The organism is Oscillibacter ruminantium GH1 (assembly GCF_000307265.1).
In the GTDB taxonomy this organism is placed as follows: domain Bacteria; phylum Bacillota; class Clostridia; order Oscillospirales; family Oscillospiraceae; genus Oscillibacter; species Oscillibacter ruminantium.
This window is the reverse complement of the sequence record NZ_DF158898.1, coordinates 368,742-383,337: the sequence shown is the minus strand read 5'-3', so window position 1 is coordinate 383,337 and position 14,596 is coordinate 368,742. Positions and strand designations below refer to the sequence as shown.

Sequence of the window (14,596 nt, the reverse complement as noted above, 5' to 3'; positions counted from 1 at the left end):
TCAATTACGAAAGGAGGGAAGCTGCTTGGAAGAACGATTACAAAAGTTGTTGAGCGCCGCGGGCCTATGTTCCCGCCGCACAGCGGAGGATTGGCTGGCGGCAGGACGGGTGCGTGTCAATGGCCGCACGGCCCAAATCGGAGACAGGGCCGATCCGGACCGGGACGATGTGCAGGTGGACGGTGTGCCGCTCCGGAAAAAAGAGAACAAAACCTATATTTTGTTGAATAAGCCTCGGGGATATGTGACCACGCTTTCCGACGAAAAGGGCCGTCCCACGGTAGCGGAACTGGTGCGGGATGCAGGGACCCGGGTTTTTCCTGTGGGGCGGTTGGACATGGATTCGGAGGGGCTGCTTCTGCTGACCAACGATGGGGAACTGATGCAGCGGCTGATCCATCCCAGCTTTCAGATTGACAAGACCTATCAGGTGGATGTGAACGGTTTCCAAGCGGATTCCGCTGTCAAGCTATCTTCCATCACAGAACTTGATGGAGAAGCAATCCATCAAGCAACGGTAGAAGTGATTTCTAAGGCAGCGGATCGCGCTCGGCTATCCGTGGTCATCCACGAGGGAAAGAACCGTCAGATTCGGCGTATGTGCGCCGCCTGCGGTCTTACAGTCCGCCGCCTGCGGCGGGTGCGGGAGCACACGCTGGAACTGGGGGACCTGCCGGTAGGGAAGTGGCGGCATCTGACGGCGGCGGAACTGACTGCACTGCTGGGCGAATAAAATACATCGACAGAACCGTCTGCATTTGTGCTGGACGGGTTCGTTTTGCGGCGCAGTAGTCCGCTGCCATTTTGTCGGCATTAAGCGCCTGTCAAGTTGGAAGTTGACAGATCACACAGCGGGAAATTTCAGTTCTCGGAGCGGACGGAAAATTACGGCGTCAGGCAACTAATGAAAACGGCGGAATATCTTTTGACGGGATGAATTGCAGGATTTTTATAAATCCTGCAATTTTTATATTGTCTTAAAGAAGCAGACGAGCACATTGAAAACCCAATGTTTTTTATAAAAAAATTAGAAATTTTACATCTATTGCTGCAAAAAAAACAGCAGATTTGTATTGAAAAATGCAGGAAATGTGGTAGACTATTCAAAGCAAGCGCGTAGTGCGCTGAATCGGAAGAGCAACGGAGGAAAAGAATCGTGGCTAAAAGCATTCTATATACCTTGGAGAGCGGCATGAGCGGCTTTTCAAAGGGACAAAAGCGCATTGCCTCCTATATTGTGGGGAATTACGACAAGGCCGCGTTCATGACGGCCAGCAAATTGGGCGAGCTTTCTGGCGTCAGCGAGTCCACGGTGGTTCGTTTTGCCTATGAGTTGGGATTTGAGGGTTATCCAGCCATGCAGCGGGCACTGCAGGAGATGATTCGCAGCCGTCTCACCTCAACCCAGCGCATTCAGGCGGCGGGCAGTATGTTGAGCGGACAGGATGTACTGTCCTCTGTGATGAGGTCTGACATTGATAAACTTCGGCTGGTGGCGGACAAGGCAGACCGCAGGGACTTCGATCAGGTGGTGGACGGACTGGTAAAGGCGCGCCACATCTATATTCTCGGTGTGCGGTCCTCCTCGTTTGTGGCGGGGTATCTGAACTTTTACATGCATCTGCTGCTGGAAAACGTGACGCTGGTGCAGTCCAACGCTGCGGGAGAGATTTTTGAGCAGATGTTCCGCATCGGTCCCGGCGACGTGATGCTGGCTATTAGCTTTCCCCGGTATTCCAAGGTCACCATCAACACCGCGAAATTTGCAAAGGACCGGGGCGCGACGATTATGGCCATTACGGACAATGAACTGTCTCCTCTGGGGCAGATGGCCAGTGCGTCTGTTCTGGCGCCCAGCGAGATGATTTCCTTCGTGGACTCCATGGTGGCGCCCATGTCTATGGTCAACGCTTTGCTGGTGGCGCTCGGTTTCCGGATGGGGAAGGACGTGTCTGCCACATTCTCCGAACTGGAGGATATCTGGGATGCCTATGGTGTGTTTGGGAAGTCGGACGATGACTAAAAAGATTGTAGTAGTCGGTGGCGGAGCCGCCGGCATGATGGCGGCCATTTCCGCCGCGGAGCGGGGGGCATCTGTGACGCTGCTGGAACCCAACGAGCGTCTGGGTAAAAAGCTGAACATCACCGGTAAGGGCCGGTGCAACGTCACCAACAACTCGAATACGGAAGAGCTGCTGGCAAACGTACCCCGCAATGGAAAGTTCCTGTACAGCGCCTTTTCCCGGTTTGAGGGACAGGATGCCATGGCCTTTTTTGAGGAGCTGGGTGTGCCGCTGAAGGTGGAGCGGGGGAAGCGGGTCTTTCCCGTGTCTGACCGGTCCTTTGATGTCAGCGGCGCGCTGGAGCGGCGGCTGAAAAAGCAGAAGGTCATCTTGTCCCGCAAGCGGGCAGTCCGGCTTTTGATTAAAGACGGTGCAGTCCGTGGCGTAGAGACAGAGCAGGGGACCCTGCCCGCCGATGCGGTGATCTTGGCCACCGGAGGCGTGTCCTATCCCGCCACCGGCTCTACCGGAGACGGGCACCGCCTTGCAGCGGAGGCGGGCCACACAGTCACGCCCTTGCAGGGTTCCCTTGTTCCGCTTCAAGAGGAAGAGGGTGGTGTCTGCCGGGACTTACAGGGCCTGTCTCTGCGAAACGTGGGTCTGACGGTTTTTGAAAACAACAAGAAAATTGAGACGGATTTCGGCGAGCTGCTGTTCACCCATTTTGGCGTCAGCGGCCCCCTGGTGCTGTCCGCTTCGGCTCACATGCGGTATTTTGGGAAAAAGACATATCGGCTGGAAATTGACCTGAAACCGGCGCTGGACGAGGGTCAACTGGATAAACGGCTGTTGAGCGACTTTGAAAAGTATGCCAATAGTGACTTTTGCAATGCGCTGAACGATCTGCTGCCGCAAAAGTTGATTCCGGTGATGGTGGCGCGCAGCGGGATTCCCAAGCATCAGAAAATTCATGATGTCACCCGGGAGCAGCGGCAGGGCTTTGGACGGCTTTTAAAGCATTTTTCCATTAATATTGCCGCACCCAGACCTGTGGAGGATGCCATCGTCACGTCCGGTGGAGTCAAGGTATCGGAGATTGATCCCCATACCATGGAATCAAAGTGTGTAAAGGATTTGTACTTTTCGGGCGAACTGATTGATGTGGACGCCTATACCGGTGGATTCAACCTGCAGATCGCTTGGGCTACCGGGCGGGCCGCCGGATTTGCGGCGGCGGAGAACAAGGAATAAGGAGCATTCCAATGAAAAACGTAAGCATCGCCATCGACGGACCCTCCGGCGCGGGGAAAAGCACCCTTGCCCGGGCGCTGGCGAAGGAAAAAGGATATTTGTATGTGGACACCGGGGCCATCTATCGGACTTTGGGCTATTATGTCCGGCGCAGAGGCGCGGACCCAAAGGATGAGGTGGAGGTGTTGGAGTTGCTGCGGTCGGCAGAGGTGGAGCTGCGCTATGGCGAGGACGGCTTGCAGCACATGTTTTTAAACGGAGAGGACGTGTCGAGAGAAATCCGTCTGCCGGAAGTTTCTAAATACGCCTCCATTGTCTCTGCCCACGCGGGTGTTCGAGCGTTCCTGCTGGAAATGCAGCGGGAGCTGGCCCGGAAGCACAGCGTGGTGATGGACGGACGGGACATCGGTACGGTGGTGCTGCCTGACGCGGACGTAAAGATTTTTCTCACTGCCTCGGCAGAGATGCGGGCGAAGCGGCGGTGCTTGGAGCTTCAGCAGCGGGGAACGCCGGAGCCGCTGGATCAGGTGCTCAGTGAGATCGTTCAGCGGGACTGGGACGACACACACCGCGCTGCCGCGCCGCTTCGGCAGGCGGAGGACGCCGTCGTGGTGGACACCACGACGCTGAATTTTGAGGAGAGTCTGACCGCTCTTCTGCGCGTGATTGAGGAGAAGATCGGATGAAGCCGTTGAATCGCTTTTTTGTATTTATTTACTATTTTGTGGGTCTAATTGCGGGCCTCCTCCACCCGGTGAGTGTGGAGGGGATGGACAAGCTGCCTTCCGGCGGCGCACTCCTCTGCCCCAACCACTCCAGCGACTGGGACCCGGTGCTGATAGCGCTGAATCTGCCGGTGAATTACCGACTGCACATCATGGCGAAAGAAGAGCTGTTCCACAATCCGGTCTTGGGCTGGATTTTACGGAAAGTGGGGGCGTTCCCCGTCAGCCGGGGGAACAACGATATCCAATCCGTCAAGACCGCCATGCAGGCTATCAAGTCGGGCGACAATTTGCTGATGTTTCCGGAAGGAACCACCATCCGCAACGGCGTGGGCTATGCCGATGGGCTTCCACCCCACGCACACGGCGGCGTGGCCATGATCGGAATTCGCACCGGAGCCACGCTGATCCCGGTGTTCGTAGATGGGGAGAAGAAACTGTTCCATCAGACTCGCATCATCTTCGGCGAACCGTATCAGCCCCAGATTACCGGGCGGCACGGCACGGCGGAGGAGATTCAGCAGGTTGCCGACGGCGTTTTGGCGGCGGCCTATGCACTGGGCGGCCAGACCGTGGGAGGAAAACCGCTGTGCGAGTGATTTTGGCAAAAAGCGCCGGATTCTGCTATGGGGTCGAACGCGCGGTGGAGTTGGCAAAAAAAACCGCCGCAGAGTGCGGCGGCTGCGTCATGCTGGGCGATCTGATCCACAACACCCACGTCATTGCGGAACTGGAGGATTTGGGCGTTCGAAAGGCCGCTGTGCCTCAGGACGTGAGGGAAGGAGAGACGGTGGTGCTCCGCTCTCATGGAGAGCGGCGTGAGGTGGTCGCCGCACTGGAGGCGCGGAATATTCACTGCGTCAGCGCGGCCTGCCCCAATGTACAGCGCATTCAATCCCTTGTGGCGCAGGCGGAAGCGGAGGGACGGCAGAGTATCATTATTGGCGAGCCGCACCACCCGGAGATTCTGGGCGTGGCCAGCTATTGCTCCCATCCGCTGATTTTCAGCGGGCCGGAAGATGTCTGGGCATGGCTGGCGGAGGACTCCGGGCGGCGGGAGGTTCCCGTCACCGTGGTGGCGCAGACCACCTGTATTCGTGAACTTTTTGAAACTTCTGCAAAAATCTTAAAAAAAGAGTGTACAAACTCGAAAATATTTGATACAATATGCAATGCTACGCATAAGCGTCAATCCGAGGCGGCATTCATTGCCGGACAGGTCGACGCGATGGTGGTGGTGGGAGACCGTAAAAGTGCAAACACCAAACATTTGACGGAAATTTGTATTGAGAGATGCCCGCGCGTCCTTCAAATCGAGAAGGCGGACGAGCTCTCGCCGGATTTTTTCAATGGTTGCTCTGTTGCAGGTCTTACGGCCGGCGCCTCTACGCCTGCGGGCATCATTAAGGAGGTATATGCAACGATGAGTGAAGAAATCAAGACCGCTGAAAACGGCGAGGAATCCTTCGAGGAACTGCTGAATCAATCTTTTAAGACTTTAAATACAGGGGAAAAGGTAACCGGCATCGTCACGGCCATTGGCCCCACTGAGGTTCAGGTGGATGTGGGCGCGAAGCAGGCCGCGTACATCAAGTCCAGCGAGCTGAGCGACGATCCCAATGTCAAGCCTGAGGAGATTCTGAAGGTTGGCGACGAGATCGAGGCCTATATTGTCCGCGTCAACGACGTGGAAGGCTTTGCCGAACTGTCTAAGAAGCGTCTGGACGCTGTCAAGGTCTGGGAGAACATCGAGCAGGCCGTTGAGGACAAGACCGTTATGGAAGGCATCGTTACCGAGGTCAACAAGGGCGGTATCGTGGTTTCTGTCAAGGGTGTGCGCGTGTTTGTGCCCGCCTCTCAGAGCGGCATGCCCCGCGGCGCTGATCTGGAGACCATGGTCAAGTCCAAGGTTCAGCTGCGCGTTACCGAGGTGAATCGTGCCCGCCGCCGCGTGGTGGGTTCCATTCGTTCTGTGGCGGACGAGGCCCGCAAGGCTGCGCAGGAGGAAGTTTGGAACAGCATCGAGGTCGGTAAGCACTATACCGGCACCGTGAAGTCCATGACCGCTTACGGCGTGTTTGTGGACATCGGCGGCGTGGACGGAATGGTTCATATCTCCGAGCTGAGCTGGAGCCGCATCAAGACTCCCGCCGAGGTCTGCAAGGTGGGCGACACTCTGGAAGTGTATGTCATTTCCTTTGACCCCGAAAAGCACAAGATCTCTCTGGGCGTGAAGGATCGCAGCGTCAATCCTTGGGATATGTTTATGAGCAAGTATCATGTGGGCGATGTGGCCACTGTTCGGATCGTCAAGCTGATGACCTTCGGCGCGTTTGCCGAGGTTGTTCCCGGCGTGGATGGCCTGATTCACATCTCTCAGATCGCTGACCGGCGCATTGAAAAGCCCGGTGACGTGTTGAGCGAGGGGCAGGAAGTGGATGCTGAGATCATCGCTGTGGACGAGGAGAAGAAGAAGATCTCCCTGTCTATTCGTGCGCTGCTGGCTCCTGCTGCTGAGGAAAATGCTCCCGTCGATGCTGAGTAAGCAGACCTTCACTGTTTAATATGCAACATGAGCGCTGGGAATGCGAAAGCATTCTCAGCGCTTTTTTGTAAAGCGCTGTGGGTTTTGTCAAAAAACAATCAAAAGGCGTTCGGCAAATTGCTGAAAATTTTCGGGGTTTGAAGCGGAACTGACGAGGATCTGCGGTGCTGCTCGGGTTTCCTCCTGCTTTTTAATGAATAAAAGCAGGGGTTAAGCAGTGTTTCTTCTTCTTTTCATGCAGTTTTGCGTTGTCTGACAACGCACTGCGAAAAATGACAACAAATCCCACAGATTGGATTGCATTTCAAAAATGAATATGTTACAATATTGACAATCTTACAAATACAGGCTGGTATCTACGAAAAAACGGGGAGGAACTTTTCATGAGCTATCAGGAGATATACAAGCAGAAGCTGACCACGGCGGATGAGGCCGTCAAGGTCATTAAGTCCGGAGACTGGGTGGACTATGGCTGGTGCGTATGCACGGTGGACGCTCTGGACAAGGCGTTGGCGAAGCGCATGGGCGAGCTGACCGATGTGAAGGTTCGCGGTGGTATTCTGACCCGCCGTCCCGCCATTGCGGACATACCGGATGCGGCGAAGCACTTTACATGGAACTCCTGGCACATGAGCGGCATTGAGCGGAAGATGATCAAGGAGGGGCTGGCATTTTACTGCCCGATCCGCTATTCCGAGCTGCCCCGCTATTATCGGGAGAATCTGGACGATATTGACGTTCTCATGATGCAGGTTAGCCCCATGGACAGCCATGGCTGGTTCAACTTCGGCCCCAACGGAACCCATCTGAAGGCTGCCTGTGAGCGGGCCAAGTGCATCATTCTGGAGGTGAACACCTCCATGCCGTACTGCTTCGGCGGGTTTGAAAACTGCGTTCACATCGACGATGTGGATATGATCGTGGAAGGCGACAACAAGCCGCTGGACGAGATGGGCGGTCCTGTGCAGCCCAGCGATACAGACATGGCTGTTGCGAAGCTGGTGATGGAGGAGATCCCCAACGGGGCCTGCCTCCAGCTGGGAATTGGCTCCATGCCCGGCGCTGTGGGCAAGATGATTGCTGAGTCCGATCTGAAAGATCTGGGCATCCATACGGAGATGTACGTGGATGCGTTCGTAGATATGGCCAAGGCCGGCAAGATTACCGGCATTCACAAGCCCTTTGACAAGGGCCGTCAGACCTATGCGTTCGCCGCCGGCACCCGGAAACTCTATGACTTCCTGGATGGCAACCCTGAGTGCATGGTTGCGCCGGTGGACTATGTCAATGACGTGGCGCGCGTCTCTCAGATTCCCAACTTTATCTCTATTAACGGCGCAGTGGATATTGACCTATTCGGACAGGTGTCCTCCGAGTCCTCCGGTACCGGCCATATTTCCGGCGCGGGCGGTCAGCAGGACTTTGTTTTGGGCGCATACCTGTCCAAGGGCGGCAAGAGTTTCATCTGCTGTTCCTCGGCCTTTAAGGACAAGAAGAGCGGCGAGCTGAAATCCCGCATCCGTCCTACTCTGTTGGAAGGCTCTATCGTTACCGCAACCCGCACAAACCTGAACTATCTGGTTACAGAGTACGGCAAGGTGAACGTAAAGGGTATGTCCACATGGCAACGGGCAGAGTCTATCATCAATATCGCCCATCCTCAGTTCCGGGATCAGCTGATTGCTGAGGCAGAGAAAATGCACATCTGGCGTCAGTCCAACAAGAAATAAGATTCTTCTTTATTCAAGAACCCGTCTTTCACGTTTGTTTGAAAGACGGGTTCTTGTTATTTCTTGCTTCTTAAAGAACATTTTTTGGAAAATACTTGTAAAAACAATAAAAATGTGCTATAATTCATTTGTGATTCTTTGAAATTTAAACAAATACGGGGAGATATACAGGGGCAGGAAAGGAGACTGAAATGTTCAGTGTCGGAGATATGGTAGTCCATCCCATGCACGGTGCCGGAGTGATTGACAGTATCGTCAACGAAAAGATCGGCGGTGCGGCGCAGGATTATTATGTCTTCAAGATGCTGGTGGGCGGCCTGCTTTTGAAAATCCCAACGGCAAACAGCGATGTGATTGGTCTTCGCCCTGTGTCGGACCGAAAAACGGTGGAGGATATGCTCAATGCGCTCCCCACTATGGAAACCGACAACAACACCAACTGGAACAAGCGCTATCGGGAGAATCTTCAGCGGCTAAAAAGCGGGGATCTCTATGAACTGGCCCGGGTCATCAAGAGTCTGACACGCAGGGACAAAGAGCGGGGGCTTTCTACCGGAGAGCGAAAGATGCTTCACAACGCCAAGCAGATTTTAATCTCCGAGATCGTGCTTACCGGAGTCGGAAATTACGAACAGGTGGAGCAGCGGCTTGACGGAGCCATGGAAGGATAAAACCGACATAGGAAAGGGGACCGGCATGGGCCGTTTCTTTCATAAATTCAGGGACGCACAGCGCCCCTTTTGCACGGCGATTGTCGCCGCTGCGGGAAGCTCCTCCCGGATGGGAGAGGGCATCAACAAGCTGCTGGAGGAGCTTGACGGCGTCCCCGTTCTGGCTCGGACGCTGATGGCTTTGCAGCAGGCGCAGTGGGTAGACTCCATTGTTGTCGCCGCCCGGGAAACGGACATTCTGCCGTTTTCCGATCTGTGCCGTACATATGAAATTACAAAGTGCGCCAAGGTGATCCGGGGTGGTGAGTCCCGGGAGCACTCCGTTCTTTTGGCGGCGCTGGAAGCGGACGAGAAAACGGAGCTTCTGGCGGTGCAGGACGGGGCCCGCCCACTGGTCACGCCGGAGCTGATTGACGGTGTGATTGAAAAAGCGGCCCGGTGCAATGCCGCGGCACCGGCAATTCCCGTGAAAGACACTGTAAAGACAGTCCAAGATGGGCTGGTCACGCAAACGCTGGACCGCAGTGCGCTGATGGCTGTGCAGACGCCTCAGGTGTTTGAGGCAAACCTATTGAAGGCGGCGCTTCAATCCGCGCTGGAAGCCGGCGCGGCGTTGACGGATGACTGCTCCGCCGTGGAGCGGCTGGGAAAGGCTGTGTACTTGATTGACGGCGACGAAGAGAACCTGAAGATCACCACACCACTGGATTTTATTGTGGCGGAGGCGATTTTGGACGCGAGAGAGGATCGGATATGACAAGGCTGCGAATTGGACAGGGCTACGATGTCCATCGGCTGACAGAGGGACGAAAGCTGATTTTGGGCGGCGTGGAAATCCCTTGGGAAATAGGGCTGCTGGGCCATTCCGACGCGGATGTGCTGACCCACGCAGTGATGGACGCTCTGTCAGGCGCGGCAAAGCTGGGGGATATCGGAAAGCTGTTTCCCGATACCGATCCGCAGTACGCAGGGGCAGACAGCCTTGATCTTTTGCGCAGGGTTGCGGCACTTTTGAGGGAGCGGGGTTTCGCGGTTGTTAATGTGGATGCCGCGCTGATTGCCCAGCGCCCGAAAATCGCCCCGTACCGGGAGCGGATGGAGGAAAATCTGGCCGCCGCTTTGGGTGTGGATCGGGAACAGGTGAATGTGAAGGCCACCACGGAGGAAGGCCTCGGCTTCACGGGGGACGGCTCCGGTATGGCGGCGCAGGCCGTGGTGCTGCTGGAAAAGGAATAGAGATTGCTCACTGGAGATCCGTCTGAGAGGACGGATCTCTTTTTTCACGTCGTTAGATCCTTTGCATAAGATATTTGGAGAGGAGGAGTGTCCGTGGAACAATACTGGATTATCGCCCGTTCTGTGACCTACGCCCAACGGATGGAGAGAGTGCTGACAGCAGCGGGTATCCGGACGCGCATCTTCCGCGCGCCCCGGGAATTGAGCGACCGGGGCTGCGCGTATGCTGTGGAGTTGACCGGTGGGGTGGTGCGTCCCGCGTTGGCGATTCTTCGCGGCGCGGGATTTTACCCTACGAAACTATATCTGCTTCAACACGGAAAGTACGTGGAAGTGCCCCTGTAAACCCGGCCCGGCGGCATTGCCGCCGGGCTACGGAGACCGCCTGAATTTGGAATGGCGGCCCCTGCTTAAAAATTTATGAGGAGGTTGACTATGATCTATCTGGACAGCGCGGCCACCAGCTTCCAAAAACCAGTGGCGGTGGGCCGCGCGATGGAGACGGCCCTGCGGGAGATGAGTTCTCCCGGACGGGGTGGCTATCCCGAAGCCATGCGGGCGGCGGAAACACTGTTCTCCTGCCGCACAGAACTGGCCGAGCTTTTTCACGTATCGGAGCCGGAGCGGGTGGTGTTCACCATGAACGCTACCCACGGACTGAATATCGCCATTAAAAGTCTGGTCCCCTACGGGGGAAAGGTTGTAATCTCCGGATATGAGCATAACGCCGTCACCCGTCCGCTGGCGGCGTTGGGCGCGGATATTCGCGTGGCGAGCGCGCCGTTGTTCCAGCCAGACATGACGGTGGAGGCATTTGAAAAGGAGATTACGCCGGATATCGACGCGGTAATCTGTACCCATGTGTCCAACGTTTTCGGAGCTGTTCAGCCGGTGGAGGCCATAGCCGCCATCTGCCGGAAAAATGACGTCCCCTTTATCATCGATGCATCCCAGTCTGCCGGAATGCTGCCGCTGGATATGACGGCACTGGGGGCTGCATTCATTGCGATGCCGGGCCACAAAGGACTTTATGGCCCACAAGGTACCGGCGTTCTGCTCTGCTGCGAAAAGACAGAGACAAGTCCCCTGATAGAAGGCGGTACCGGCAGCGTATCGCTCCAGCAGGATATGCCGGAGTTCCTGCCGGACCGGCTGGAGGCCGGAACCCACAATGTGCCGGGCATTGCGGGGCTGCTGGAAGGCGTCCGCTTTGTCCGCAGACTGGGAGAGGACACCATCTGTATGCACGAGCGGCAGCTGGCTCTGCGTGCGTCCGAGGGATTGCGGCAGATTCCCGGCATCAGTGTGTGCGCACGGCGGGATCTGTTCTCCCAGACCGGTGTTCTCAGCTTCGTCCCAGAGGGACTGGATTCCGAGCTGGTGGGCAACGCTCTGGCGGAGGAAGGTTACGCGGTTCGCGCCGGAATGCACTGCGCGCCTTTGGCCCATCGCACCGCTGGGACGCTGGAAAGCGGAACGGTCCGTCTCAGTTTCTCCGTGTTCAACCGGGTAGAAGAGGTAAGCCAATTGCTGACTGCTCTCCCCGAAATTCTGAAGCGCCTTTCCGCCTGATTTCGACAAAGCCTCCCACGCCCTGAAAACCGGGCGCGGGAGGCAAGGCCGCGTTTGGAGGAAAAAACCTGAAAAGCAGTGAACATACTATGAATTTTGGCGTAGTTTACCTTGCAATCTCTCACTATTTTTTATATAATATAAGCATTCTTGTAATTTGGGCGTTCCCTGTGCGCCGCGGTCCGCGCCGCTTACCGGGAGCCATCCCGACCAGGGAAGGAAGCTGATGCAATTATGAGCGCGAAGCTCTCAGTCCTGCTGGGCGAGATCGTCCGATATCTGATGACCATTGAGATCACGGATATTCTGGATGTCCTGCTTATGGCTATTGTTTTGTACAAGCTGTTAAAATTCGTCAAGACCTCTCGGGTGGCAAACCTCCTGAAAGGCGTGCTGATCTTTTTGGCGGTGCTGTGGCTGTCTTCCATTTTCCATCTCAACGGTATCAGCTATATCATGGGCCGCATGGTGGAGTGGGGCGTTCTGGCCCTTATCATTCTATTCCAGCCCGAAATCCGCCGGGTGCTGGAGCAGGTGGGCAGCCGCCGTCTGGCGTTGTTTTTCACAAAGGGAGAGACGCAGAGCGCTCTGGAACGCATGGTCGGACAGACCGTTCTGGCCTGTACAGAGATGTCCAAATCCCGAACCGGTGCGCTCATCGTGTTCGAGCGGGAGATCATGCTGGACGATATGGTTCGCAGCGGCACGATTCTAAACGCGGACGTATCCAACGAACTTTTGAAAAATATCTTCTTTGTGAAAGCCCCCATGCACGATGGCGCGGTCATTGTTCGCAAAGGCCGTATTTTAGGCGCGGGATGTATGCTTCCGCTGAGCAAAAACGTGAATCTGTCCCGTGACCTTGGTATGCGGCATCGGGCAGGTATCGGCATGAGTGAGAATTCCGACGCTGTGGTGGTGATCGTCTCGGAAGAAACGGGGTCCATCTCTGTGGCCATCGGCGGGATGCTGAAGCGGCATCTGATGCCGGAGACATTGGAAAATCTCCTGCGCAATGAGTTACTGCCGCAGGAGAAAGAATCATCAGACCGGAAGCTGGGGATTTTGAGCCTTCTGCACATCCGGAAGGAAGGAGGCGAGGATCATGGAGAATAATCAGTCCAAGTGGAGCAGACGCAAGATTCTGCACATCCTTCTCTCCGTTGCAATTGCATGTGCCGTCTGGATGTACGTGGACAGCGCGGACAATTCCGAGGGCAGCGAAAAAGAAAAGATCATCAGCGACATTCCCATTGAATACGCAGGGGAAGATACGACGCTGGCGGATCGGGGGCTGATGCTTCTGCCGGACAGTGACCAGACCGTCACACTGGAGATTAAGGCCCGCCGCCGCATTCTTGCCCGGCTGGACCCCAGCAAAATACGCATTCAAGCCGACCTGTCGGATATCACCTCCACAGGAACTCACAGTGTCAGCTACACGGTCTATTACCCCGACGGCATCACCAGAAACTCCATTACCATCGTGAACGCCAGCTCTTATACGGTGCAGGTGGAGATCGGTGAGCTGTACAGACGGAGTGTTGGTATCCGTTGTGCGCTGGAGGGTACGGTTGCCGAAGGGTATATCGCCGGCGAACTTCAGTACCAGCCGGGGATGCTGGAGATCCGCGGACCGCAGGAAGAGGTTGACAAGGTGTCTTACGCCAAGGTGAACCTCTCGGTGGAAAATGCCACGCAGACCGTTTCTCAGACGCTGGATTACCAGCTCTACGATGAAAACGACCAGCTGATTCAAAATACCGGCAATCTCCACGCCACTGCCGATCAAATTCAGGTGACGCTGCCGGTGAACGTGGAGAAGGAACTGCCTCTGAAGGTGAACTTTATCGAGGCAGACGGCGCTCGAATCAGCAATTTGGAATACAGCATCACGCCCGCCAGCGTCACCGTTTCGGGAGATGCAGAACTGCTGAAAAATATAGACGCGATCACCTTGGATGACTTTGAGCTGGAGGATTTCTTCGTCCCCACCACCTATCGGTATACCATTACCGTCCCGGAGGGGTGCGAGAATCTAAGCGGGACAACCCGGGCCACCATGAACGTCAAATTCAAGGATATGGCCACAGCCACTGTCAACGCCGTGAATTTTACGTGTGAAAATATACCGGAAGGGAAAACTGTAACAGTATTGACCACAGAGCTGCCGGTTTCCCTGCGGGGAACCTCGGGAGCGGTCAAATCTGTGACGCCGGAGGACATCACGGTTATCGCGGACCTGACGGACGTTACTGCCGCCAGCGGAAGCTATACGGTTCCTGCGCGGGTGCAGATCGGCAACGGTGCGGATGTGGGTGTCCGGGGAAATTATCAGGTGCGGGTCACCATTTCCGAAGGCACAAGCCAGCCGGAGGAACCTCTGCCTGAAAACAATGAAAATACGCCTACCGATGGGACAGCGTAAAGAAATTTAGGAGCGTTATCATGACACAAGTTGCAACGATTGAAAAACTGTTGGACGCGGACCACGCGGAAATTGCCGTAGCTCGGCAGTCCGCCTGCGCACACGACTGCGCGGAGTGCGCCGGGTGCGGATCCACCGGAGCGTCGGTTTATGCCCGGGCCAGCAATCCCATTGGGGCACAGCCCGGTCAAAAGGTTGTGGTGGAGAGCAGCACCAAAAACATGATGGGAATCATTCTTTTAGTTTATATGGTGCCGGTAGTGCTGTTTTTCCTGGGGTATTTCCTCACCATGCCCTTTTTCTCCACGACGATACAGTATGTCGTCGCTGCGGCGGCATTTGGGCTGGGTTTGATTCCGGCAGTGGTCTATGACCGCCGTCTCCGGCGGCGGGGCGGGATGGACTTCACCATCGTCAGACTCTTTTAAGAAAACC

The 14,596-nt window shown here is 55.7% G+C and carries 15 protein-coding genes; all 15 read left to right on the top strand.

Annotated features, from left to right (window positions below; genetic code table 11):
- Nucleotides 1-25: 25 nt before the first annotated feature.
- Entirely contained in the window at nucleotides 26-733 is a 708-nt protein-coding gene (locus ON16_RS09505) for a pseudouridine synthase (protein ID WP_040661469.1), read from the top strand.
- Between the two features lie 423 nt (nucleotides 734-1,156).
- On the top strand, nucleotides 1,157-2,023 hold the full coding sequence (locus tag ON16_RS09500; RefSeq protein ID WP_040661467.1) for a MurR/RpiR family transcriptional regulator: 867 nt from the start codon (nucleotides 1,157-1,159) through the stop codon (nucleotides 2,021-2,023).
- On the top strand, nucleotides 2,016-3,254 hold the full coding sequence (locus ON16_RS09495; RefSeq protein WP_040661465.1) for a BaiN/RdsA family NAD(P)/FAD-dependent oxidoreductase: 1,239 nt from the start codon (nucleotides 2,016-2,018) through the stop codon (nucleotides 3,252-3,254). Before ON16_RS09500 ends, ON16_RS09495 begins: the two co-directional genes overlap by 8 nt.
- Nucleotides 3,255-3,265: 11 nt before the next feature.
- A complete protein-coding gene (gene cmk / locus ON16_RS09490; RefSeq protein WP_040661464.1) occupies nucleotides 3,266-3,940 on the top strand; it encodes a (d)CMP kinase in 675 nt (224 codons plus the stop codon).
- Nucleotides 3,937-4,578, top strand: a complete 642-nt coding sequence (locus tag ON16_RS09485) for a lysophospholipid acyltransferase family protein (RefSeq protein ID WP_040661463.1) — start codon at nucleotides 3,937-3,939, stop codon at nucleotides 4,576-4,578. The genes cmk and ON16_RS09485 overlap by 4 nt, the downstream gene beginning before the upstream one ends.
- Nucleotides 4,569-6,524 carry a bifunctional 4-hydroxy-3-methylbut-2-enyl diphosphate reductase/30S ribosomal protein S1 gene (locus tag ON16_RS09480; RefSeq protein ID WP_040661462.1) on the top strand — a complete coding sequence of 652 codons (1,956 nt, stop codon included), beginning with the start codon at nucleotides 4,569-4,571 and terminating at the stop codon, nucleotides 6,522-6,524. The genes ON16_RS09485 and ON16_RS09480 overlap by 10 nt, the downstream gene beginning before the upstream one ends.
- Before the next feature lie 383 nt (nucleotides 6,525-6,907).
- Nucleotides 6,908-8,254 (top strand): butyryl-CoA:acetate CoA-transferase, encoded by a 1,347-nt coding sequence (locus tag ON16_RS09475; protein ID WP_040661461.1) that lies wholly within the window; start codon nucleotides 6,908-6,910, stop codon nucleotides 8,252-8,254.
- Between the two features lie 191 nt (nucleotides 8,255-8,445).
- On the top strand, nucleotides 8,446-8,925 hold the full coding sequence (locus tag ON16_RS09470; protein WP_040661459.1) for a CarD family transcriptional regulator: 480 nt from the start codon (nucleotides 8,446-8,448) through the stop codon (nucleotides 8,923-8,925).
- A gap of 25 nt (nucleotides 8,926-8,950) precedes the next feature.
- The gene (gene ispD, locus ON16_RS09465) at nucleotides 8,951-9,682 is read left to right on the top strand and encodes a 2-C-methyl-D-erythritol 4-phosphate cytidylyltransferase (RefSeq protein ID WP_040661458.1); all 732 of its coding nucleotides are present in this window, start codon (nucleotides 8,951-8,953) and stop codon (nucleotides 9,680-9,682) included.
- Nucleotides 9,679-10,161, top strand: coding sequence for a 2-C-methyl-D-erythritol 2,4-cyclodiphosphate synthase (gene ispF, locus ON16_RS09460; protein ID WP_051131660.1), 483 nt, complete (start codon nucleotides 9,679-9,681; stop codon nucleotides 10,159-10,161). The genes ispD and ispF overlap by 4 nt, the downstream gene beginning before the upstream one ends.
- 93 nt (nucleotides 10,162-10,254) lie before the next feature.
- Nucleotides 10,255-10,506 (top strand): putative Se/S carrier protein, encoded by a 252-nt coding sequence (locus tag ON16_RS09455; RefSeq protein WP_040661456.1) that lies wholly within the window; start codon nucleotides 10,255-10,257, stop codon nucleotides 10,504-10,506.
- Between the two features lie 90 nt (nucleotides 10,507-10,596).
- The gene (locus ON16_RS09450; protein ID WP_040661455.1) at nucleotides 10,597-11,733 is read left to right on the top strand and encodes an aminotransferase class V-fold PLP-dependent enzyme; all 1,137 of its coding nucleotides are present in this window, start codon (nucleotides 10,597-10,599) and stop codon (nucleotides 11,731-11,733) included.
- A gap of 234 nt (nucleotides 11,734-11,967) precedes the next feature.
- The gene (cdaA, locus tag ON16_RS09445) at nucleotides 11,968-12,849 is read left to right on the top strand and encodes a diadenylate cyclase CdaA (protein ID WP_051131659.1); all 882 of its coding nucleotides are present in this window, start codon (nucleotides 11,968-11,970) and stop codon (nucleotides 12,847-12,849) included.
- Nucleotides 12,839-14,161, top strand: coding sequence for a CdaR family protein (locus tag ON16_RS09440; RefSeq protein WP_040661453.1), 1,323 nt, complete (start codon nucleotides 12,839-12,841; stop codon nucleotides 14,159-14,161). The genes cdaA and ON16_RS09440 overlap by 11 nt, the downstream gene beginning before the upstream one ends.
- A gap of 20 nt (nucleotides 14,162-14,181) precedes the next feature.
- Nucleotides 14,182-14,589: a SoxR reducing system RseC family protein gene (locus ON16_RS09435; protein ID WP_040661452.1), complete on the top strand. Its 408-nt coding sequence runs from the start codon at nucleotides 14,182-14,184 to the stop codon at nucleotides 14,587-14,589.
- Nucleotides 14,590-14,596 lie beyond the last annotated feature (7 nt).

Coding starts and splice junctions, on each gene's coding strand:
- ispF (WP_051131660.1), top strand. CDS start 9,679: ATGACAAGGCTGCGAATTGGACAGGGCTACGATGTCCATCGGCTGACA.
- ON16_RS09495 (WP_040661465.1), top strand. CDS start 2,016: ATGACTAAAAAGATTGTAGTAGTCGGTGGCGGAGCCGCCGGCATGATG.
- ON16_RS09435 (WP_040661452.1), top strand. CDS start 14,182: ATGACACAAGTTGCAACGATTGAAAAACTGTTGGACGCGGACCACGCG.
- ON16_RS09475 (WP_040661461.1), top strand. CDS start 6,908: ATGAGCTATCAGGAGATATACAAGCAGAAGCTGACCACGGCGGATGAG.
- ON16_RS09470 (WP_040661459.1), top strand. CDS start 8,446: ATGTTCAGTGTCGGAGATATGGTAGTCCATCCCATGCACGGTGCCGGA.
- cmk (WP_040661464.1), top strand. CDS start 3,266: ATGAAAAACGTAAGCATCGCCATCGACGGACCCTCCGGCGCGGGGAAA.
- cdaA (WP_051131659.1), top strand. CDS start 11,968: ATGAGCGCGAAGCTCTCAGTCCTGCTGGGCGAGATCGTCCGATATCTG.
- ON16_RS09440 (WP_040661453.1), top strand. CDS start 12,839: ATGGAGAATAATCAGTCCAAGTGGAGCAGACGCAAGATTCTGCACATC.
- ispD (WP_040661458.1), top strand. CDS start 8,951: ATGGGCCGTTTCTTTCATAAATTCAGGGACGCACAGCGCCCCTTTTGC.
- ON16_RS09450 (WP_040661455.1), top strand. CDS start 10,597: ATGATCTATCTGGACAGCGCGGCCACCAGCTTCCAAAAACCAGTGGCG.
- ON16_RS09485 (WP_040661463.1), top strand. CDS start 3,937: ATGAAGCCGTTGAATCGCTTTTTTGTATTTATTTACTATTTTGTGGGT.